The organism is Streptomyces sp. CB02980 (genome assembly GCF_014451325.2).
Lineage (GTDB): Bacteria > Actinomycetota > Actinomycetes > Streptomycetales > Streptomycetaceae > Streptomyces.
Genome location: NZ_JACSCH020000003.1, coordinates 383,873 through 405,492, shown reverse-complemented (window position 1 = coordinate 405,492; position 21,620 = coordinate 383,873). Strand labels below are relative to the sequence as shown.

The following is a 21,620-nucleotide window of genomic DNA, read 5'->3' as shown; positions in this document are numbered from 1 at the left end:
TGGGAGCCTCCACGCGGGTGTTCCTCAGGCCTGGCGGCGGACCTCCACCACCCGGAAGCGGTTGGAGACGAAGGCGCCGTCGCACAGGGCCGCGTTCGCCGCCGGGTTGCCGCCGGAGCCGTGGAAGTCGGAGAACGCGGCGGTCTGGTTCACATAGACCCCGCCCGTGAGGTTCAGCGACAGCTGCGCCGACTCCTCCAGGCAGACCTCCTCCACCGCGCGCTCGACGTCCGCCGAGGTCGTGTATGCCCCGACCGTCATCGCGCCCTTCTCGCGGACCGTGCGCCGCAGCAGCTCCAGGGCGTCGGCGGTGGAGTCCACCGAGACGGCGAAGGAGACCGGGCCGAAGCACTCCGAGAAGTACGCGGCCTGGGCGTCCGGCTTGGAGCCGTCCAGCTTCACGACGACCGGCGTACGGACCACCGCGTCCGGGTACTCCGGGTTGACGACCTCGCGGGAGGCGAGCGCCACCTCGCCGAGACCGGCGGCGGCCTCGAGCCGCGCCTTCACGTCCGGGTTGACCAGGGCGCCCAGCAGACCGTTCGCCCGGGCGTCGTCGCCGAGCAGACCGCCGACCGACGCGGCGAGGTCGGCGACGACCTCGTCGTACGACTTGGGGCCCTGGTCGGTGGTGATGCCGTCGCGGGGGATCAGCAGGTTCTGCGGGGTGGTGCACATCTGGCCGCTGTACAGGGACAGCGAGAAGGCCAGGTTGGCGAGCATCCCCTTGTAGTTGTCGGTGGAGTCGACCACCACCGTGTTGACGCCGGCCTTCTCGGTGTAGACCTGCGCCTGGCGGGCGTTGGCCTCCAGCCAGTCGCCGAAGGCGGTCGAGCCGGTGTAGTCGATGATCCGGACCTCGGGGCGCACGGCCAGGGTCTTGGCGATGCCCTCGCCCGGCCGCTCGACGGCGAGCGCGACCAGGTTCGGGTCGAAGCCGGACTCGGCGAGCACCTCACGGGCGACCCGCACGGTCAGCGCGAGCGGGAGCACCGCGCGCGGGTGCGGCTTGACCAGGACCGGGTTGCCCGTGGCGAGGGAGGCGAACAGGCCCGGGTAGCCGTTCCACGTGGGGAAGGTGTTGCAGCCGATCACCAGGGCGACGCCGCGGCCGACCGGGGTGAACTCCTTGCTCAGCTCCAGGGGGTCGCGCTTGCCCTGCGGCTTGGACCAGTCGGCCCGGCCGGCGGGGGTGCGGGTCTGCTCCGCGTACGCGTACGCCACGGCCTCGAGGCCGCGGTCCTGGGCGTGCGGGCCGCCGGCCTGGAACGCCATCATGAACGCCTGGCCGCTGGTGTGCATGACGGCGTGGGCGAACTCGTGGGTGCGGGCGGAGATCCGGGCGAGGATCTCCAGGCAGACCAGGGCGCGCGTCTCGGCCCCGGCGTCGCGCCAGGCACCCATGCCCGCGCGCATCGCGGGGAGCAGGACGTCGATGTCGGCGTGCGGGTACTCGATGCCGAGCTCGGGGCCGTACGGCGAGGTCTCGCCGCCGGTCCAGCCGTCCGTGCCGGGCTGGTCGAGCTCGAAGCGGGTGTTCAGCAGGGCCTGGTGGGCGGCGAGACCGGCCGCCGCGTCGAGAGAGCCGTCCTCCCCGTACGCCTTCGGGTGCTCGGGATACGGCGACCAGTAGGCACGGGTCCGGATGGTGTCGAGCGCCTGGTCGAGCGTGGACCGGTGCTTCTCGGCCAGACGGTCGGTGGTCGGCAGAGCGGTGGCCATGGGTGGACCAACTCCTCGTCGAGCTGGGCAGGGAGACACGTACGGAGTTAGAGTAACCGAACGATCGGTCGGGACAAGGGGGCCTGTCGATCCTGTGGAAAACCCATCGGGGAGGATCACTCCTATGAGCGCCAACGTGACCGTCAGGGGGAGCGACGACGTGACCGCCAGTGAGCCTGCCGCCGCCGTGGAAGCATCCGAAGCCGCAGCCGGAGGGGCCCTGGGCTCCGTCGGGCGGGACCGGGCCGTCGCCGTCGTCGGCACCGGCACCATGGGCCAGGGCATCGCCCAGGTCGCGCTGGTCGCCGGCCACCCCGTGCGGCTCTACGACAGCGCCCCCGGCCGCGCCGAGGAGGCCGTGGCCGCCCTCACCGCACGCCTCGACCGCCTCGTCGAGAAGGGGCGTCTCGACGCCACCGCGCGCGAGGCGGCCGTCGGACGCCTGTACGCCGCCCAGGACCTCGCGGAGCTCGCGGACGCGGCGCTCGTCGTCGAGGCGATCGTCGAGCTGCTGCCCGTCAAGCAGCAGCTCTTCGCCGACCTGGAGAAGGTAGTCGGCGACGACACCGTCCTCGCCACGAACACCTCCTCGCTCTCCGTCACCGCCATCGCGGGAGGCCTGCGGCTGCCCGGCCGGTTCGTCGGTCTGCACTTCTTCAACCCGGCGCCGCTGCTCCCCCTCGTCGAGGTCGTCAGCGGCTTCGCCACCGAGCCGGACGTCGCCACGCGCGCGTACGAGACGGTGAAGGGCTGGGGCAAGACCCCGGTGCGCTGCGCGGACACCCCCGGTTTCATCGTGAACCGGGTGGCCCGCCCCTTCTACGCGGAGGCGCTGCGGGTCTTCGAGGAGGGCGCGGCCGACCCGGCCACCATCGACGCGGCCCTGCGCGAGTGCGGCGGCTTCAAGATGGGCCCGTTCGAGCTGACCGACCTCATCGGCCAGGACGTGAACGAGGCCGTCACCCGGTCCGTCTGGGAGTCCTTCTATCAGGACCCCAAGTTCACGCCCTCGCTCGCGCAGCGGCGGCTCGTGGAGTCGGGGCGCCTCGGTCGCAAGACGGGCCAGGGCTGGTTCTCGTACGCGGAGGGCGCCGAGCGGCCCGAGCCGCACACGGCGGCGCCGGCGGAGGCACCGAAGCGGATCGTCGTCCAGGGCGATCTGGGCCCCGCCGAGCCGCTCCTCGACCTCTTCGAGCAGGCCGGGATCACGGTCCGGCGCAAGCGGGGGGACGGGCACATCGTGCTGCCGGGCGGCGGCATGCTGATGCTCGCCGACGGTGACAGCTCCTTCGAGTTCTTCCCCGAGGAGATCGTCTACTTCGACCTCGCCCTCGACTACGCGCGCGCGAGCCGGATGGTGCTCTCCACCGGACGGCGGACCGCGCCCGAGACCCTCGACGAGGCCGTGGGGCTCTTCCAGGCGCTCGGCAAGCAGGTCTCCGTGATCGGGGACGTGCCCGGCATGATCGTGGCCCGTACGGTCGCCATGCTGGCCGACCTCGCGGCCGACGCGGTCGACCGGGGCGTCGCGACGGCCGAGGACGTGGACACGGCGATGCGGCTCGGGGTCAACTACCCCGCCGGACCGCTGGAGTGGGCGGAGAAGCTGGGGCCCCGGCGCGTCTGCGACCTGCTCAGGGGGCTGCACGAGCGCTACCCGACGGGCAGGTACGGGCCCAGCCAGGCCGTCGCACGCCGGTGCGCCGACGCCGATGCGGAGGACTCACGATGACCACCGCCAAGCGCGACACGTACACCCCCGAGACGCTGCTCTCGGTCGCCGTGCGGGTCTTCAACGAGCGCGGCTACGACGGCACGTCCATGGAGCACCTCTCCAAGGCGGCCGGGATCTCCAAGTCGTCGATCTACCACCATGTGTCCGGCAAGGAGGAGCTGCTGCGGCGGGCGGTCAGCCGGGCGCTCGACGGGCTCTTCGCGATCCTCGACGAGCCGGACGCCGGACGCGGCCGGGCCGTCGAGCGGGTCGAGTACGTCACGCGCCGCACCGTCGAGGTGCTGATCGCGGAGCTGCCGTACGTGACGCTGCTGCTGCGGGTGCGCGGCAACACCGGCACCGAGCGGTGGGCCATGGAGCGGCGGCGCGAGTTCGACCACAGGGTGGCCGATCTGCTCAAGGCGGCCGCCGAGGAGGGCGATCTGCGGGCCGATGTGGACATCCGGCTCGCGACCCGGCTGCTCTTCGGAATGATCAACTCGCTGGTGGAGTGGTACCGGCCGCATCCGGACGCGACGGTGGAGCGCGAGCAGCTCGCCGAGACCGTCGCGCACCTGGCGTTCGACGGGCTCAGGACGGCCCGCTGAAGGACTGAGAAGGCCCGCTGAGGGCCTCTCTCAGGCCCCAGCGGGCCTGGGAGAGGCCCCAACCGGGTTCGGAGAGGCCCCCACGGGTTCGCAGAAGGAGGACGGCCCCCTGCGGGGGGGCCGTCCTCCTTCTGCGTCGGGGGTGTCGTCAGGCGTGCGGGTCCGTGTTGAGGTCCGTCTCCTCGAAGACCAGCAGCGTGCGCGTGGACAGCACCTCGGGGATCGCCTGGATCCGGGTGAGCACCAGCTCGCGCAGCGTCCGGTTGTCCGGCGTGTGCACCAGCAGCAGGACGTCGAAATCGCCGCTGACCAGCGCGATGTGCGTGGCCCCCGGCAGCGCGCCGAGCTGCTCGCGGACCGTGCGCCAGGAGTTCTGGACGATCTTGAGCGTGATGTAGGCGGACGCGCCGTGGCCCGCCCGCTCGTGGTTGACCCGGGCGCTGAAGCCGCGGATCACCCCGTCGTCGATGAGCCGGTTGATGCGCGCGTAGGCGTTGGCCCGGGAGACGTGCACCCGCTCGGCGACGGAGCGCACCGAGGCGCGACCGTCCGTTTGCAGCAGTCGCAGGATGTCCCGGTCGATCGCGTCCAGCGGGCGTGCCGGAAGGGCGCCCGTCGGCGTGCCGATCGGGGCGCTCAGGGCCTCGCCGGGCACCTCGCTCCCGGTCCCGCGGAGCGCGCCGCCCGGGTCGCCGCCCGTGTCGTCGTCCGGAGCCCCGCTCCGGTCGACGGCCATTTGTTCATCCGCCATGTCCCCCCGCCTCTCTCCGGTGGACGACCTGTACTCATCCCAGGCTGTGGAGAACCGTTTGTCCACAGGCTGCAGGTGCCTGTAGCCAAAATGCCTCCACGACCGAACAATCGGTAGGTGAGGCGCGCCACACTCGCGCCACCCGCCTTCGGGTCTTATGCCCGCTCCCACGAGGAGGTGGACTCGTTGCAACAGCGCAGTTCGACAGTCCAAGAGCCGCCCGGTGCCGTTCCCGCCTACCGGCCGACCCCGCCGCCGGCCTGGCAGCCGCGTACCGACCCCGCCCCGCTGCTGCCCGACACCGAGCCGCTGCGCGTGCTCGGCACGGACGCCTTGGCCGACGCCGACCCCGCGCTGCTGCTCCGGCTCTACGCGGAGCTGATCCGCGGCCGCCGGTACAACACGCAGGCCACCGCCCTCACCAAGCAGGGCCGGCTCGCCGTGTACCCGTCCACCCACGGCCAGGAGGCGTGCGAGATCGCCGCCGCCCTCGCCCTGGAGGAGCGGGACTGGCTCTTCCCCTCGTACCGCGACACCCTGGCCGCGGTCGCCCGGGGCCTCGACCCCGTGCAGGCCCTGACCCTGCTGCGCGGCGACTGGCACACCGGGTACGACCCGCACGAGCACCGCATCGCGCCGCTCTCCACCCCGCTGGCCACCCAGCTCCCGCACGCGGTGGGCCTCGCCCACGCCGCCCGGCTCAAGGGTGACGACGTCGTCGCGCTCGCCATGGTCGGCGACGGCGGCACCAGCGAGGGCGACTTCCACGAGGCGCTGAACTTCGCGGCCGTCTGGCAGGCCCCCGTGGTCTTCCTCGTGCAGAACAACGGCTTCGCGATCTCCGTACCGCTCGCCAAGCAGACCGCCGCCCCGTCCCTGGCCCACAAGGCCGTCGGATACGGGATGCCCGGCCGGCTCGTCGACGGCAACGACGCGATCGCCGTCCACCAGGTGCTCACCGAGGCCGTGGCCCGCGCGCGGCGCGGCGGCGGCCCGACCCTCGTCGAGGCGATCACGTACCGGATCGACGCCCACACCAACGCCGACGACGCCACCCGCTACCGCGCGGCCGGCGAGGTCGAGACCTGGCGGGCGCACGACCCGATCCTGATCCTCGAACGGGAACTCACGGAGCGTGGCCTGCTCGACGAGGACGGAAGGCGCGCGGCGGCCGAGGCAGCCGAGACGATGGCCGCGGAGCTGCGCGAGCGGATGAACGCCGAGCCGGTGCTGAACCCGATGGACCTCTTCTCGCACGTGTACGCGGAGCAGACCACGCAGCTGCGGGAACAGGCGGCGCAGCTGCGCGCCGAGCTCGAAGCCGAGGGTGAGGCGTGATGACGACGGCGACGACCGGATCCACGGCGGACAGGACCGCCGGGACCGCCGGTAAGGGCGGCAGGGCCGGGAAGGCCAAGCCCGCCACGATGGCGCAGGCGCTCCAGCGCGCCATGCGCGACGCGATGGCCGAGGACCCGACCGTCCATGTGATGGGCGAGGACGTCGGCACCCTCGGCGGGGTCTTCCGGGTCACCGACGGGCTCGCGAAGGAGTTCGGCGAGGACCGCTGCACGGACACCCCGCTGGCCGAGGCCGGCATCCTCGGCGCGGCCGTCGGCATGGCCATGTACGGCCTGCGGCCGGTCGTCGAGATGCAGTTCGACGCGTTCGCCTACCCGGCGTTCGAGCAGCTGATCTCCCACGTGGCGAAGATGCGGAACCGGACGCGCGGCGCGATGCCGATGCCGATCGTCATCCGCGTCCCGTACGGCGGCGGGATCGGCGGCGTCGAGCACCACAGCGACTCCTCCGAGGCCTACTACATGGCCACCCCGGGACTCCATGTCGTCACCCCGGCCACCGTCGAGGACGCCTACGGGCTGCTGCGCGCGGCCATCGCCTCCGACGACCCGGTGGTCTTCCTGGAGCCCAAGCGGCTCTACTGGTCCAAGTCCGACTGGTCCCCCGAGGCGCCCGCGGCCGTGGAGCCGATCGGCAAGGCCGTGGTGCGACGGCGGGGCACCGGTGCCACGCTGATCACCTACGGTCCCTCCGTGCCCGTCTGTCTGGAGGCGGCGGAGGCCGCGCAGGCCGAGGGCTGGGACCTGGAGGTCGTCGACCTGCGCTCGCTCGTCCCCTTCGACGACGAGACGGTCTGCGCCTCGGTGCGGCGCACCGGCCGCGCGGTCGTCGTCCACGAGTCGACGGGCTTCGGCGGCCCCGGCGCGGAGATCGCCGCGCGCGTGACCGAGCGCTGCTTCCACCACCTGGAGGCGCCGGTGCTGCGGGTCGCGGGCTTCGACATCCCGTACCCGCCGCCGATGCTGGAACGGCACCATCTGCCGGGCGTCGACCGGGTCCTGGACGCGGTGGCGCGACTGCAGTGGGAGGCGGGAAGCTGATGGCACAGGTGCTCGAGTTCAAGCTGCCCGACCTCGGTGAGGGACTCACCGAGGCGGAGATCGTCCGCTGGCTGGTCGGTGTCGGCGACGTCGTCGCCATCGACCAGCCGGTCGTCGAGGTCGAGACGGCCAAGGCCATGGTCGAGGTGCCCTGCCCGTACGGCGGTGTCGTCACCGCCCGGTACGGCGAGGAGGGCACCGAACTGCCCGTCGGCGCGCCGCTCCTGACGGTCGCGGTGGGTGGCACGGGCGCACCGGAGGAGCTCGCGGAGGCGGCTCCGGGTACCGCCCCCACGGTGGGGGAGACCGCCGCCGAGTCCGCCGTGTCGTCCGAGCACTCGGGCAATGTGCTCGTCGGGTACGGCACGGCCGAGCCCGCCGCCCGGCGCCGCCGGGTACGGCACGAGAGCCACGCCGTGGCGAAGGCCACCGCGCCCGCCCCGGCCGCGGTGGCAGCTCCGGCTCCCGCCGCGGTGGCTGCTCCGGCTCCGGCTCCCGCCGCCGTCGCCGTCGCCGGCCACGAGGGTCCGGTGCCGGTCATCTCGCCGCTCGTGCGGAAGCTGGCCAGGGACCGGGGGCTCGATCTGCGCGAGGTGCGCGGATCGGGGCCCGAGGGCCTGATCCTGCGGGCCGATGTGGAGCTGGCCATCGCGGCCCTGGAGCGGCCCGCCGCCGCGCCGGCGCCTTCCCCGGCCGCCGCGCCCGCTGTGACGTCCTCCCCCGCGGTCGCTTCGGCCGGTGAGCGGGTGCCGCTGCGCGGGGTCCGTGGCGCCGTGGCGGACAAGCTGTCGCGCAGCCGTACGGAGATCCCGGACGCGACCTGCTGGGTGGACGCCGACGCGACCGAGCTGATGGCCGCGCGGGCGGCGATGAACGCGGCGGGCGGGACGAAGATCTCCCTGCTCGCGCTCCTCGCCCGGATCTGCGTCCACGCCCTGGCGCGGTTCCCCGAGCTCAACTCCACCGTGGACATGGCGGCGCGGGAGATCGTCCGGCTGCCGGCCGTGCATCTCGGCTTCGCCGCCCAGACCCCGCGCGGCCTGGTCGTCCCCGTGGTGAAGGACGCGGGGACCCGGACGGCCGAGTCGCTGACGGCGGAGTTCGCCCGGCTGACGGAGGCCGCACGGGAGTCGGCGCTCACCCCGGCCGATCTGACGGGTGGCACGTTCACCCTGAACAACTACGGGGTGTTCGGGGTCGACGGGTCCACGCCGATCATCAACCACCCCGAGGCCGCGATGCTCGGCGTCGGCCGGATCATCCCCAAGCCCTGGGTCCACCAGGGCGAACTGGCCGTACGTCAGGTGGTGCAGCTCTCGCTCACCTTCGACCACCGGGTCTGCGACGGCGGTACGGCGGGCGGGTTCCTGCGGTATGTGGCGGACTGCGTCGAGCAGCCCGCGGTCCTGCTCCGCACGCTCTGACGCCGGGCGCTCCGGCGGGACCTGCCCCGTCCCGCCGGACCGGCTCGCCGTTCTGAGGGACCGGCTCCTGTCCTGCCGGACCGGCCCGCGGACCGGCGGCAGGACCGGCCCAGGACCGGCCCAGGACCGGCCCAGGACCGGCCCCAGGACCGGCCCCAGGACCGGCGGCAGGACCGGCCCCAGGACCGGCCCCAGGAGCGGCGGCAGGACCGGCCCCAGGGCCGGCCCCAGGAGCGGCCCCAGGACCGGCGGCAGGACCGGCCCCAGGGCCGGCCCCGGACCGTCCGTAGACCCGTCCGCCGTCCGTTGCGCCACGCGCGCCGTCCCACCTAGGGAGACGCGCCCGACGGCGGGAAGGGGCGGCGGACCATACTGCTGGGGTGACCACCCCACATGACGCCGTCGTGCTCGCCGGAGGCGCCGCCCAGCGACTCGGCGGTGCCGACAAGCCCGGCGTACGGGTCGGAGGCCGGGCGCTTCTCGACCGGGTCCTCGCCGCGTGCCGTGGCGCGGACCGGACCGTGGTCGTCGGCGATTCCCGCCCGACCGTCCACCCCGTCCGCTGGACCAGGGAGGACCCGCCCGGCGGAGGCCCGCTCGCCGCCCTCGACGCGGGAGTACGGGAGATCCGTGCGGGCGCCGGTGCCGGGCAGACCGGGGCCGACGTTCTGCTCGTCCTCTCCGCCGACCTGCCCTTCCTCGACGAGGACACCGTCCACCGGCTGCTCGGGGCACTCGCCGACGCCCCCGACGCCGAGGCCGCGCTCCTCACCGACGCCGGGGGACGGGACCAGCCGCTCGTCGCCGCCTACCGAGCGACCCCGCTCCGGCGGGAGTTGGCGCGGATCGCCGAGGAGCGCGGCACCCTCGCCGGCGGCCCGCTGCGGCAGCTCACCGGCGCACTGCGCCTCACCCGGGTCGCCGCCGGGCCCCTCGCCTCCTTCGACTGCGACACCTGGGAGGACATCGCCACGGCCCGGGCCCGCATCAGGGAGCATGGGACCGTGCTGGATGAATGGATCACCGCAGTCAAGGACGAACTGGGCATCGAGCTGGACGTCGACACCGGCGTCCTGCTCGATCTGGCCCGCGACGCCGCCCATGGAGTGGCCCGCCCCGCCGCACCCCTGACCACCTTCCTGGTCGGATACGCGGCGGCGCGCGCGGGCAGCGAGGGCGGTCCCGAGGCGGTCGCCGAGGCCGCCCGCAAGGCCGCCGCGCTGGCCCATCGCTGGGCCGCCGAGCAGGACGAGGCCGGATGACCCTGAAGGAGCCCCTCCCGGTGGCCCCCGGAACCGACGACGCGCGGGCCGGGCAGCCGCACCGGGCCACCGCATGGCCCGAGGCCCGCGCCGCGGCCGTCCGTGCCGGAGCCTCCGCGCGGGCCGGCCGGGCGCCGCTCGGCGTACCCCTCGGGCAGGCACTCGGCCAGGTCCTGGCCGAGCCGCTGCTCGCCCTCACCGACCTGCCGCCCTTCGACACCTCCGCCATGGACGGCTGGGCGGTCGCGGGTCCCGGCCCCTGGACCGTACGCGCGGAGGGCGCCGTCCTCGCCGGACAGACGGCCGTGGCACTGGCCGCCGACGGCGAGGCCGTACGTATCGCCACCGGCGCCCGTGTCCCCGCCGGGACCACCGCCGTCGTCCGCACCGAGCACGCACGCACGGAGGACCCGCTGCTCCACGCTCTGCGCGAGGTCGTGCCGGGTCAGGACATCCGGCCCCGGGGCCAGGAGTGCCGTGCCGGCGACGAGCTGCTGCCCGCCGGCACCGTCGTGACCCCCGCCGTGCTCGGCCTCGCCGCAGCCGCCGGCTACGACGAGCTCCCCGTACCGCCGCGTCCCCGGGTCGAGATCCTGGTCCTCGGCGACGAGCTGCTCACGACGGGTCTCCCCCACGACGGCCTGATCCGCGACGCCCTCGGCCCCATGCTCGGCCCATGGCTGACGGCGCTCGGCGCCGACGTCCTCGCCACCCGCAGGATCGGTGACGATGCCGAGGAGCTGTACGCGGCCGTCACCGGTTCCGCCGCCGACCTGGTCCTCACGACCGGCGGGACCGCCGCCGGGCCCGTGGACCACGTCCACGGCGTGCTGGCCAAGGCCGGCGCGACCCTCCTGGTCGACGGCGTGAAGGTCCGGCCCGGCCACCCGATGCTGCTCGCCCGCCTCGCCGCCGAGCCCACCCGGCCCGTGCCCACCCCGTCCGAGCCCACGCCGTCCGAGCCCACCCGGCCCGTGCCTACCCGGCCCGAGCCCGCCCGGCCCCCGCACGTCCGTCATCTCGTCGGGCTTCCCGGCAACCCGCTCGCGGCCGTCTCCGGGCTTCTGACGTTGGCGCAGCCGCTCCTGGCCGCCCTGAGCGGGACCGCGGCTGCGGCGCCCGTCCCGCCCCGCGTTCCCGTCCAGGACGAGGTGCACGGGCATCCGTACGACACACGGCTCGTCCCGGTCGTCCGCCGTGGTGGACGCGCCGTGCCCCTGCGCTACAACGGACCGGCCATGCTCCGGGGCATCGCCGCCGCCGACGGCCTGGCCGTCGTCCCACCCGGCGGCGCCCGCCCCGGCCAAGAGTTGGATGTCCTCGACCTTCCCTGGCCGGCGGCCGAGGGGGCCGTACCGGCCCAAGGAGCGTGTTTCACGTGAAACTTCCCAGTCGTGACGTGATGGCCCGCCACGCGGACGAGCGGATCTCCGGCCCGCAGATCAAGCTGCCGCGCCGGGAGGTCGAGCGGCCCCTGCGTCAGGTCGGCAAGCGGCTCCTGATGGCCCTCGGCGTGCTGGCCGTGACGGTCCTCATCGTCTACGTCGACCGTGCGGGCTACCACGACAACGCCAACGAGACGCTCGACTTCCTCGACTGCGCCTACTACGCGACCGTCACGCTCTCCACCACCGGATACGGCGACATCGTCCCGTACAGCGACTCGGCGCGGCTCGCCAACATCCTGCTGGTCACGCCCCTGCGCGTGCTGTTTCTGATCATCCTGGTCGGCACCACCCTCGAGGTCCTCACGGAGCGGACCCGCGAGGAGTTCCGGCTGAACCGCTGGAGGTCCACCTTGCGCGACCACACCGTCATCGTCGGCTTCGGTACCAAGGGGCGGTCCGCGATCCAGACGCTCTGCGCGACCGGTCTCAGCAAGGAGCAGATCGTCATCGTCGATCCCTCCAACAAGGTGATCGAGACGGCGAACGCGGACGGCTTCGTCGGCGTGGTCGGCGACGCGACCCGCAGCGACGTACTGCTCCGTGCCGAGGTGCAGCGGGCCCGGCAGATCGTCATCGCCACCCAGCGCGACGACACGGCCGTCCTGGTCACCCTCACGGCCCGGCAGCTCAACCGGGGCGCGAAGATCGTCGCCGCGGTCCGCGAGGAGGAGAACGCGCCGCTGCTGCGCCAGTCCGGCGCGGACGCGGTCATCACCAGTGCCAGCGCCGCCGGGCGTCTGCTCGGCCTCTCGGTGCTGAGCCCCAGCGCCGGCACGGTGATGGAGGACCTCATCCAGCAGGGCTCCGGCCTCGACCTGGTCGAGCGCCCGGTGACCAAGAAAGAGGTCGGGAAGAGCGTGCGGGAGACCGGTGACCTGGTCGTGAGCGTGCTGCGCGGCCACCGGCTGCTCGGTTACGACGATCCCGCGGCCAGCCCGCTCCAGCTCACCGACCGGGTGATCACCATCGTGCGCGCCGCGCCGGTCACCCCGCTGAGGACGCCGCCGGAGGACTGAGCCCGGAGCACCGCGCCCCCGGCCGGTGCCGGGAGTAGCCTCGCCGCCATGTATGCGATCACGATTCCGGAACCCGGTGGTCCCGAGGCCCTTGTCTGGGCCGAGGTACCCGATCCCGTACCCGGCGAGGGCGAGGTCCTCGTCGAGGTGGTGGCGAGCGCCGTCAACCGCGCCGATCTGCTCCAGCGCCAGGGCTTCTACGACCCGCCGCCGGGCAGCTCGCCGTACCCCGGCCTGGAGTGTTCGGGCCGGATCGCCGCGCTCGGCCCGGGGGTGTCCGGCTGGGCCGTCGGCGACGAGGTCTGCGCGCTGCTCGCCGGCGGCGGTTACGCGCAGAAGGTCGTCGTCCCCGCGGGGCAGCTGCTCCCGGTGCCGGAGGGCGTCGACCTGGCCACGGCCGCGGCGCTCCCCGAGGTCGCCTGCACCGTCTGGTCCAACATCTTCATGATCGCGCACCTGCGTCCCGGCGAGACGCTGCTCGTGCACGGCGGTGCGAGCGGGATCGGCACGATGGCGATCCAGCTGGCGAAGGCGGTCGGGGCGCGGGTCGCGGTCACCGCCGGAGGCCCCGAGAAACTGGCGCGCTGCGCCGAGCTCGGCGCGGACATCCTCATCGACTACCGCGAGCAGGACTTCGTCGAGGAGCTGGCCAAGGCGACGGACGGGGCGGGGGCGGACGTCATCCTGGACATCGTCGGTGCGAAGTACCTGGAGCGGAACGTGAAGGCGCTGGCCGTGAACGGCCGGCTCGTCGTCATCGGCCTCCAGGGCGGCGTCAAGGGCGAGCTGAACCTCGGGGCGCTGCTCGCGAAGCGCGCCGCGGTCATGGCGACCACGCTGCGGGCCCGCCCGGCGGACGAGAAGGCGGCGATCGTGGCCGCCGTACGGGAGCACGTCTGGCCGCTGATCGGAGCGGGCACGGTCAGGCCGGTCGTCGACCGGACGCTGCCGTTGAACGACGCCGCCGAGGGCCACCGGGCGCTGGAGTCCGGCACCCACGTGGGCAAGGTCCTGCTCGTGGCCCCTCAGGGCTGACGGGCGCGGCCTGGCCGCAGGGCCGGCCGGGCGGGATCTCAGGCCCAGCGGGCGGGATCTCAGGCACGGCGGGCACGGCCTCACGGCATGGCGGGCACGGCCTCACGGCACGGGCGCCGGTCCTGAGGGCACGGGCGCCGGTCCTGAGGGCACGCGGGCGGGACCTGAGGGCACGGGCGCGGCCTCACGGTCGGCGGGCGCGGGGCCGGCCGCGTGGCCTTGCGGCCCGCGGGGCTCGGCTGCGTCACCCCGCCCCGCCCTCCCCGTACAGACGTGTGAGGGGCCCGGCACACAGTGTGCCGGGCCCCTCCTCGTACGTCCTCCGCCGCGGCCTACAGGTACGGCCCCGAGCGGACCGGGCCGTGGCCGCGGTCGTCGTCGTCATCGTCGTGCGACGCACCCGGCGGGAGCGCCCTGCGCATCTGCTCCAGCTGGGCGCGGGCCGCCATCTGCTGGGCGAAGAGCGCCGTCTGGATGCCGTGGAAGAGGCCCTCCAGCCAGCCCACCAGCTGCGCCTGCGCGATGCGCAGCTCCGCCTCGGAGGGGATCGCCTCGTCCGTGAACGGCAGGGAGAGCCGCTCCAGTTCCTCGACCAGCTCGGGCGCGAGCCCGTCCTCCAGCTCCTTCACGGAGCTGGCGTGGATGTCCTTGAGTCTGACCCGGCTGGCCTCGTCGAGAGGTGCCGCGCGTACTTCCTCCAGGAGCTGCTTGATCATGCTGCCGATCCGCATGACCTTCGCAGGCTGCTCGACCATTTCCGTCACCGGGACCTCGCGGGGTTCGTCGTCGCCCTGAGTGCCGCCGAGCGCCATCCCGTCCTGTCCCACGATGAGGACCTGGGGGCTCTCCTGCGACCTGTCATTCCTCGGCATCTCCATGCCGCCATTCTCTCGTACACATGCGTCACCACGGGGTGTGCCCCCGTACGAGGGTGATCCACCCTCGTACGGGGGCACAGGACGACAACGAAGACCGTCAGGTCGCCTCGCGCCGGGACAGCGCGCCGCGCGAGCGGGTCACCAGGGCGGCGAGCAGCGCGGCACCCACGGGTACGGCGACGAGCAGGCCGGCGAGGGTCTCCCAGGGGATGACGATCGGGACGTACGGCACGTCCGAGGCCGCACTCCAGCCCTGGGCGACGGCTTCCTCGTGCCAGCTGATCTGCTGCCGCTCCTCGTTGAGCCGGAGGCCCATCGCCGGCAGCACTCCGGCGGCCGAGCCGAGGAGTACGCCCATTGCGGCGACGACACCGCACTGGAAGCCGCTGAGGGTCCGGCGGACCCGCGGCGGGGCGCCCACGGCGGCCAGCGTCTTGAGATCGGCCTCGGCGTCGGCCTGGGCGAGCCCGGTGGCGATGCCGGCGGCGCCGACGGTGACGAGCCCCGCGAAGATCGCCAGCGACAGCAGGATGAGGCTGTTGGCGTTGACGAATCCTTCCTCCACATGGAGCTCGACGTTGCTGCCGAGCTTGGTGAGCTCGCCGTCGAGCTTCTGGCGTGCCTCGGTGTCGGGCAGCCGGTCGGTGCTGGCGTACGTGCCGAGCGGCACCGTCGCGAGACCGGCGGCCTTGGCGGTGGCCGGGGTGATCAGGGCCTGGACGCCGTAGGACTTCTCGTCCCCGGGCACCTGGTAGGCGGGCAGCGAGGTGACCTTGCCGGGAGAGGGCTTGCCCTGCTCGGAGGCCTTGTCGGCGGCGGCGAGGTCGGTGATCTGCTTGATCCCGAACCTGCCGTTCTTGTCGACGTTGACGGGATTGAAGCTGACGACCTTGCCCTCGCCGAGGGCCTTCACGGTCGCGGGGTCGTCGAGGCCGAGCACCGTCAGGAGCGCGGCGTCAGCGACGAGCAGCCCGCCGTCGGAGACGTACATCCCGCTGCTCCGGCCCTCCTTGCACCGCCAGTCGTCGGTGAGCATCTTCCGTCGCTGCTCGGGCGTGTACTTCTCCGAGGGGTCTCCGCCGCCGGGGACGGTCCTGTACATGGGGCACTCGTTCGCCGGGGGCACGACGACCTCGAAGCGGCCGCAGCCCGGGCCGCTGTCCCACGGCTGGCAGCTGGGCTTGCCGACCGAGACGCGCGCGACATCCGCGCGGACGTCGACGGGGACGTACCGCTGGATCGCCTCGCGGACCGCGGGGACGTCCCGGCCGCCTTCCTCCGTGACGAACGCGGAAACGGTTCCGTGCGGCATCTGGGCGGTGTACTCGGCCCTGTGCTGGGCCTCCTCGCTGGCCATGTACGTGGAGACGGCGACCGTACCGGCGACGGCGGCGAGGACGGCGGCGACGGCGGGTGCCGTACGGCCCCGGTTGCGCACGGCGTCCCGCAGCGCGAGCCGCGGCGACAGCGGCAGCCAGCGCCCGGCCCGCCCGAACAGGCCCACCAGGGCCGGGGTCATGGCGACGACGCCCAGCTCGGCGATGGCCGAGCCGCCGGCCACGATGATGAACTGCTGGCTCACCATGGAGCCGAAGAGCGCGATGGCACCGCCGATCAGGAGGGCCGCGAGGCCGATCAGGGGCAGCACCCGGCTGCTGCGGCGGACGCCGCGCCGGCCGGTGAGCGAGGCGAGGACGGTCTGCCGGGAGGCGGTGATCGCCGGCACGATGGCGGCGAGCAGGCCGGTCAGCACGGCGAGCAGCGCGATGCCGAGGATTTCGAGCGGCCGGATGTCGAAGGCTCCGAACCGCTGGCCCATGGTCTCCTCGAGGTACGGCTGGAGCGCCTTGGTGAGGATCAGGGCGAGGACCGTACCGGTGACCGCTGCGGCGACACCGATGACCAGACCGCCGCTCAGCACGATGGCCCGGATGTGGCTGCGGGCACCGCCGTTGGCACCGACCAGACCGAGCTGGCGGCGCGAGCGACGGGCGCCGACCGCGAAGGCGGGTCCGGCGAGCAGACAGATCTCCAGCATCGCCAGACCGACGACGGTGCCGAGGGCGGCGAGTTCGGCGGCTTTCGCCCCCGCGCCGGCCTCGTAGTTGCCCCAGTTCTCCTTCTCGTAGAGCGGGACCTCGGAGTCGGCCGGCGGGTCGAGGATCACGGCACGCGAGGAGACGATCACGCCCTTGGCGTTGATCTCCTTGACCATGTTCCACGTGAAACCGCCGGACTTGCGCACCAGGTACGTGGTGCTCGTGTCGGGCTTCTGCAGACCGGTCTTCTCGACGGCCTTCGCGTACGGGGCGAGGAAGGCCCCCGGGAGCGCGTTGACCTGGACGGCCTTCAGATCGTCCGGAATCTCGTAGGAGCCGACGATGCGGTACGGGCGGTCGAAGTTGCGTGCGGAAAGGGTCGAGCCGACCGACAGACCGCTGCTCTCCAGGAAGTTCGAGGTCGCGACGACCTCGTCGTTCTTCTCCGGGTAGCGCCCCTCCAGCAGGGTCGTGATGCCCCGGGCGATCGGATCGGCCGCCTTGAGCTCACGCACCTGGGTCACGAGCAGACCGTGCTTCGTCGTCAGCTTGGCCGTGCCGGAGCTGTCCGTGAGGACCGTGGAACCCGCGGGGAAGGTCTTGGTGACATCGGTGGGGCCGCTCGGCCACGCCATGTCCTCGTAGTCCTTGGCCGGCGTGTTCATGTCGCCGATCGGGTCCTGGAAGATCGGCGCCCCGCCGTAGCCGGGGTCCTTGAACTGGGCGTCGGCCGCGCCGATCATGCGGTCCGCCCGCTCGGCGGGGGACAGCTCGGAGCTGCGGAAGGTCAGATCGAGGGCGCTGACACCCAGGATCGGCAGGGCGATCATGGCCAGGACGAGGGCGCTGCGGCCCTTGGAACGCCAGGCGTCGCGGCGGGCGATCCGGATCGCGGCCCGCCAGGAGTGGAGCCAGGTCTTCACGCCTCAGCCACCTGGCCCGACAGCAGGGAATCGGCCTCGCTGCGCACGGTCTGGTCGACGATGGCGCCGTCCCGCAGGAACACGACCCGGTCCGCCCAGGCCGCGAACCGCGGCTCGTGGGTGACGAGGACACCGGCGGCGCCGGCGTCGCAGCGGCTGCGGAGCAGGGCGAGCACGGACTCGCCGGTCTCGGAGTCGAGGGCGCCGGTCGGCTCGTCGGCGAGGACGAGCCGGCGCTCGCCGACGAGCGCGCGGGCGATGGCCACACGCTGCTGCTGGCCGCCGGACATCTCGTCCGGGAAGCGGTCGGCGAGGTGGCCGAGGCCCATCTCCTCCAGCGCCTTGAGGGCCTCGACGCGCGCCTTGCGGGAGGAGGTCCCGTCAAGCTCGCGCGGCAGGGCCACGTTCTCGGCGGCGGTGAGGGCGGGGATGAGGTTGTAGTCCTGGAAGACGTAGCCGATGCTGCGGCGGCGCAGGGCCGCGAGCTCCTTGACGCTCGCCGTGGTGATGTCGGTGTCCTCGACGATCACGCGGCCCGAGGTGGGGGTGTCGAGGCCGCCGGCGATGGTGAGGAGCGTGGACTTGCCGGAGCCGGACGGGCCCATGACGGCGACGAGTTCACCCGGGTACACGGCGAGGTCGATGCCGCGCAGGGCATGTACCTCGGTGGCACCCGCGCCATGGACGCGGGTCAGGTTCTGGAGTTGCAGCACGGGCTGCTGTGCGGACATGAGGGGTCCCCCCTTGGGCGTACCCGGCCGTCGGCCGGGTACGGGAGCGAGCGGTGGAAAGGTGATGCGGGAGTGGTACGGCGGGCGGTGCGCGGGCCGTACGGCGGGTGAGGCGCGAGCGGTACGGGTGGGGCGCGACCGTGCGGTCAGCGCGCCCCGGCCACGGGTGACGCGGCCTCGGGTGGTGCGGCTTCGGTGGGCGCCGCATCGGCGCTGGTCGGGGCGGTCGCGGTCGGCGTCTCGGCGGTCCCGCTCCCGGCGGTGCCTCCGACAGCGGCCCGGGTCGTGCCCCCGGCCGTGGTCGCCGTGGTGGACCCGGTGTTCGCGGCCGTCGCCGAGAGGCGGATCAGCCGGGACTCGCAGTGGTCCAGCCAGCGTGCCTCGGCCTCGGTCTGGAAGATCAGCTGCTCCAGGACGAGCAGCCAGGCGACGTCGTCCCGCTCCCGGGCCCCGCCCCTCTCGACGGCGACGAGCGCCTGGGCCTTGAGGCGGGTGTAGTCCTGCATGGCCTTCACGGTGTGCCGGCGCTGGGACTGGATGACGTCGCGGATGTCGACGCCGGAGGCGCCCACGGCCATGGCGAGCTTGATGGCCAGCTCGTCACGGGCGGGGCTGGTGCGGTCCACCGGCTTCTCGAACCACGTCCTGAGTTCGGCGCGGCCGCTGTCCGTGATCGCGTAGAGCGCGTGCCCGGCCGCGTCCTCGCCGCCCTGGGCGACCATGCCGTCGCGCTCGAGCCGGTTGAGGGTCGTGTAGACCTGGCCCACGTTGAGCGGCCAGGTGGAGCCGGTGCGGGACTCGAACTCCGTACGGAGCTGGGAGCCGTACCGAGGGCCGCGTTCGAGGAGGGCGAGAAGCCCGTGGCGGATCGACATACTCAGTATGTATACCGGGTATGCCGTCGCGGACAACCGTCCTGAGACGGAAGAGCCACGTCCGCCTCAAGGGGGACCCGGGCGGGCCGAGGGCCTCAGCGGCGCCGCATCCGGAGCCCGAGGAAGCCGATTCCGAGCCCCATCAGGGCAAGACCAACGCCCAGTGTGAGCACGGGAATCCGCTGGTCGACGAGGGGCGGCGCGGATTCGGCCGCCATCTGCGGCGCGACGCCCGGCCGGCTGGCGGGAGCCGCCTCCGGTGCGACGGCCTCCTCCTCGCGTACCCCCTCGGCCTCCTGTTCGACGGCCGCGGGGCCCTCGGGGCCCTCCGGGTCTGTTGCAGTTTCGGTACGAGAGTCCTCCGGGGACGGGGCCGTGTCGTCCGCCGGTGAGGTCGGTGGCACGGAGCGTCCGGGTCTCGGCCGCCCCTCACCCGCGGGCCGGCCCGCCATCGACGCGGAGCCGTCGGGCGAGGGCGCGTCGCTCGGCTCGGTGCTCGGCGCGGCGGGGGATGCCGCCCCGGTGCCGGTGGGCGCGGGCGCGGGAGGCGCGGGCGTGCCGGCGCTCCCGGTCCGCCCCGGAGAGGCGGAGACGGAGGTGGAGGCGGAAGGGGAGGGCGTGACCGTCGTGGAGGGCGTGCCGGAGGAGGGCGACGGTGTGGCGGGCGTCGGGGAGGGCGAGGGCGGGAGCGGCGTCGGGGCCGACGGCGCGGTCGGGGCCGCGGCCCCCACCGAGCTGCCGGGCGCCTCGGCTCCGTACGCGGGCGGCTCCCCGTACAGGACGCATGCGCAGGCGAACACGCAGGTGAGAGCGGGTCCGAGGACCCGCGCCCGTGCCCTGCGGAGTGCTGGAGTCACCGGGTGACCCCCCCTCCCGTACCGAGCCGACGAGATAGTGAACTCAGCGTCACATGTCGGGACACTTCCGGCATCCGGGACGGGGGCGACAGACGTAAAGGGGTGTCAGGAGGATTGAAGGCAGGGCCCGCACGAGAAGGAGAGCGGTCCGGACGTGAGGACGGGTCCGTTCTACTGCGGCGGGTTGCCCGTCGAGATCTTCAGGGTGAACTCGGCGTCCTTGTCGGTGATGTCCTCACCGGCCGGCGGGTACTGCTCGAGGACCGTGCCCTCGCCGTACGTGGACTCGTCCACCGGCGTCTGGGTCATGATCTTCCAGCCGGCGGCCTGGACGCAGTCCTTCACCGACTGGATGTTCTTGTAGGTGAAGTTGGGGACCTCGAACTTCTCCGGGTCGTCGTTCGACTCCGTCGGCTGGCTGCACTTCTTCGGGTCGATCGTCTTGGTCAGGTCCGGCCCCTTGTGGCCGGGGGCCGCCGACTGGCTCTGCTGGGTCTCCGTGCCGCCGGTGCCGCCGGCCTCGGGGTCGTCCTTGTTGTCGAGGTTGAGGACCGCGACGAGGCCGCCGATCGCGAGCAGCGCGACGACGACCGCGCCCACGATCACCGGTGTGTTCCGCCGCGAGCCGCCGCCGGCCGAGGTGAGCGCGGGCGTGTGCACCGGGGCGTACGGCGCGGGGGCGGGCGCCTGGTTATAGGCCTGCGGCGCGGGGGTGGGCGCCTGGTTATAGGCCTGCGGCGCGGGGGCCTGGGTCTGGTACGCCGGAGCGGGCGTCGGCGCCTGCTGCGGGTAGCCGTACGAAGGGGCGGGCGCCGGGGTCGCCGGACCGTACGGTCCCGGCTGCGGCGTCGGCGGCTGGTAGGGGTGCTGCACCCCGTGCGGTCCGGGCTGCGGCGTCGGCGGCGGGGTCTGGCCGACGGGCGGGAAGACCGCCGAGCCGACGCCCGCACCGCTGCTGACGGGACCGCCGGGGACGATCATCGGGGCACCGGTCTGACCGGCGGAGAGCACCCGGAGGCACTCGTCGCGCATCGCGGCCGCGCTCGGGAACCGCTCGTTCGGGTTCTTTCGCAGCGCGCGGGCGACGAGCGCGTCCATGGCCGGCGTCACGGCCCGGTTGACGGTCGACGGGGCGACCGGCTCCTCCTGCACGTGCGCGTAGGCGATGGCAAGGGGGGAGTCGGCGTCGAAGGGCAGCCGGCCCGTCAGCAGCTGGAAGAGCATGATGCCGACCGAGTAGAGGTCGGAGCGGGCGTCCACCGCGCGCCCGAGGGCCTGCTCGGGGGAGAGGTACTGAGGGGTGCCGACGACCATGCCGGTCTGGGTCATCGAGGTGACGCCGGACTGCATGGCCCGCGCGATGCCGAAGTCCATGACCTTGACCACGCCGCGCTTGGTCTGCATCACGTTGCCGGGCTTGATGTCGCGGTGGACCAGGCCCATCTCGTGGCTGACCTCGAGGGCGGCGAGCACGTCGGCCGTGACCTTCAGCGCCTTGTCGGCCGGCATCGCTCCGTACTGCTGGATGTCCGAGGCGAGGACCGAGCCGAGCGGCTGCCCCTCCACGTACTCCATGACGATGTACGGCATGACGGCGCCGTCGAGGGTGTCCTCACCGGTGTCGAAGACCGAGACGATGTTGGTGTGCGACAGCTTCGCCACCGCCTGCGCCTCGCGGCGGAAGCGCTCGCGGAAGGACTGCTCCCGGCCGAGCTCGGTGTGCAGCGTCTTGATGGCGACCTGGCGGTCGAGCGCGCTGTCGTAGGCCAGGTAGACCGACGCCATGCCGCCCTCGCCGAGAAGGTCGCGCAGCTGGTACCGGCCGCCCGCGACCGAACCGCCCGCATAGCGGCCCTGTGCGCCGTCCTGGCTCATCTGTGCTTCCCCCTACGCCCGCGTGGCGGCGTTGATCCGGAATTTCCTGGCCAAGTCTGC

At 73.4% G+C, this 21,620-nt stretch carries 18 protein-coding genes; 9 read left to right on the top strand and 9 right to left on the bottom strand.

The window, feature by feature from the left end:
- Positions 1-24: 24 nt before the first annotated feature.
- Positions 25-1,722, bottom strand: a complete 1,698-nt coding sequence (paaN, locus tag E0F75_RS08760) for a phenylacetic acid degradation protein PaaN (RefSeq protein WP_187621922.1) — start codon at positions 1,720-1,722, stop codon at positions 25-27.
- Positions 1,723-1,846: 124 nt separating this feature from the next.
- On the opposite strand from paaN, the gene E0F75_RS08755 reads away from it, so the two are divergent.
- Positions 1,847-3,454, top strand: coding sequence for a 3-hydroxyacyl-CoA dehydrogenase (locus tag E0F75_RS08755; protein ID WP_187621921.1), 1,608 nt, complete (start codon positions 1,847-1,849; stop codon positions 3,452-3,454).
- Positions 3,451-4,044 carry a TetR/AcrR family transcriptional regulator gene (locus tag E0F75_RS08750; protein WP_187621920.1) on the top strand — a complete coding sequence of 198 codons (594 nt, stop codon included), beginning with the start codon at positions 3,451-3,453 and terminating at the stop codon, positions 4,042-4,044. The genes E0F75_RS08755 and E0F75_RS08750 overlap by 4 nt, the downstream gene beginning before the upstream one ends.
- Before the next feature lie 148 nt (positions 4,045-4,192).
- Here E0F75_RS08750 and E0F75_RS08745 read toward each other — a convergent pair whose 3' ends face one another.
- Complete coding sequence (locus tag E0F75_RS08745) at positions 4,193-4,795, bottom strand: Lrp/AsnC family transcriptional regulator (protein ID WP_107097497.1); 603 nt, start codon at positions 4,793-4,795, stop codon at positions 4,193-4,195.
- A gap of 177 nt (positions 4,796-4,972) precedes the next feature.
- Here E0F75_RS08745 and pdhA point away from each other — a divergent pair, with 177 nt between their 5' ends.
- The 7 genes from pdhA (at position 4,973) to E0F75_RS08710 (ending at position 13,382) form a co-directional block, all read left to right on the top strand.
- Positions 4,973-6,133 (top strand): pyruvate dehydrogenase (acetyl-transferring) E1 component subunit alpha, encoded by a 1,161-nt coding sequence (gene pdhA / locus E0F75_RS08740; RefSeq protein ID WP_187622167.1) that lies wholly within the window; start codon positions 4,973-4,975, stop codon positions 6,131-6,133.
- Positions 6,133-7,197 carry an alpha-ketoacid dehydrogenase subunit beta gene (locus tag E0F75_RS08735; protein ID WP_374115384.1) on the top strand — a complete coding sequence of 355 codons (1,065 nt, stop codon included), beginning with the start codon at positions 6,133-6,135 and terminating at the stop codon, positions 7,195-7,197. Before pdhA ends, E0F75_RS08735 begins: the two co-directional genes overlap by 1 nt.
- A complete protein-coding gene (locus tag E0F75_RS08730; protein WP_187621919.1) occupies positions 7,197-8,621 on the top strand; it encodes a dihydrolipoamide acetyltransferase family protein in 1,425 nt (474 codons plus the stop codon). The genes E0F75_RS08735 and E0F75_RS08730 overlap by 1 nt, the downstream gene beginning before the upstream one ends.
- A gap of 380 nt (positions 8,622-9,001) precedes the next feature.
- Entirely contained in the window at positions 9,002-9,883 is an 882-nt protein-coding gene (locus tag E0F75_RS08725) for an NTP transferase domain-containing protein (RefSeq protein WP_187621918.1), read from the top strand.
- Positions 9,880-11,265, top strand: a complete 1,386-nt coding sequence (locus E0F75_RS08720; protein WP_187621917.1) for a molybdopterin molybdotransferase MoeA — start codon at positions 9,880-9,882, stop codon at positions 11,263-11,265. Before E0F75_RS08725 ends, E0F75_RS08720 begins: the two co-directional genes overlap by 4 nt.
- Positions 11,262-12,347, top strand: a complete 1,086-nt coding sequence (locus tag E0F75_RS08715) for a TrkA family potassium uptake protein (protein ID WP_187621916.1) — start codon at positions 11,262-11,264, stop codon at positions 12,345-12,347. Before E0F75_RS08720 ends, E0F75_RS08715 begins: the two co-directional genes overlap by 4 nt.
- Before the next feature lie 48 nt (positions 12,348-12,395).
- Positions 12,396-13,382, top strand: a complete 987-nt coding sequence (locus tag E0F75_RS08710) for an NAD(P)H-quinone oxidoreductase (RefSeq protein ID WP_187621915.1) — start codon at positions 12,396-12,398, stop codon at positions 13,380-13,382.
- A 332-nt stretch (positions 13,383-13,714) separates the two neighbouring features.
- Here E0F75_RS08710 and E0F75_RS08705 read toward each other — a convergent pair whose 3' ends face one another.
- From E0F75_RS08705 to E0F75_RS08675, 7 genes are all read right to left on the bottom strand, one after another.
- Positions 13,715-14,260: a bacterial proteasome activator family protein gene (locus tag E0F75_RS08705; protein ID WP_187621914.1), complete on the bottom strand. Its 546-nt coding sequence runs from the start codon at positions 14,258-14,260 to the stop codon at positions 13,715-13,717.
- Between the two features lie 97 nt (positions 14,261-14,357).
- A complete protein-coding gene (locus tag E0F75_RS08700; protein ID WP_187621913.1) occupies positions 14,358-17,222 on the bottom strand; it encodes an FtsX-like permease family protein in 2,865 nt (954 codons plus the stop codon).
- The gene (locus tag E0F75_RS08695; RefSeq protein WP_187621912.1) at positions 17,219-17,953 is read right to left on the bottom strand and encodes an ABC transporter ATP-binding protein; all 735 of its coding nucleotides are present in this window, start codon (positions 17,951-17,953) and stop codon (positions 17,219-17,221) included. The genes E0F75_RS08700 and E0F75_RS08695 overlap by 4 nt, the downstream gene beginning before the upstream one ends.
- A 146-nt stretch (positions 17,954-18,099) precedes the next feature.
- On the bottom strand, positions 18,100-18,828 hold the full coding sequence (locus tag E0F75_RS08690) for a PadR family transcriptional regulator (protein ID WP_187621911.1): 729 nt from the start codon (positions 18,826-18,828) through the stop codon (positions 18,100-18,102).
- A 95-nt stretch (positions 18,829-18,923) separates the two neighbouring features.
- Positions 18,924-19,232 (bottom strand): hypothetical protein, encoded by a 309-nt coding sequence (locus E0F75_RS08685; protein ID WP_187622190.1) that lies wholly within the window; start codon positions 19,230-19,232, stop codon positions 18,924-18,926.
- Positions 19,233-19,257: 25 nt separating this feature from the next.
- Entirely contained in the window at positions 19,258-19,614 is a 357-nt protein-coding gene (locus tag E0F75_RS08680) for a hypothetical protein (protein ID WP_187621910.1), read from the bottom strand.
- A gap of 242 nt (positions 19,615-19,856) precedes the next feature.
- Positions 19,857-21,560, bottom strand: coding sequence for a protein kinase (locus E0F75_RS08675; protein ID WP_187621909.1), 1,704 nt, complete (start codon positions 21,558-21,560; stop codon positions 19,857-19,859).
- Positions 21,561-21,620: the final 60 nt, after the last annotated feature.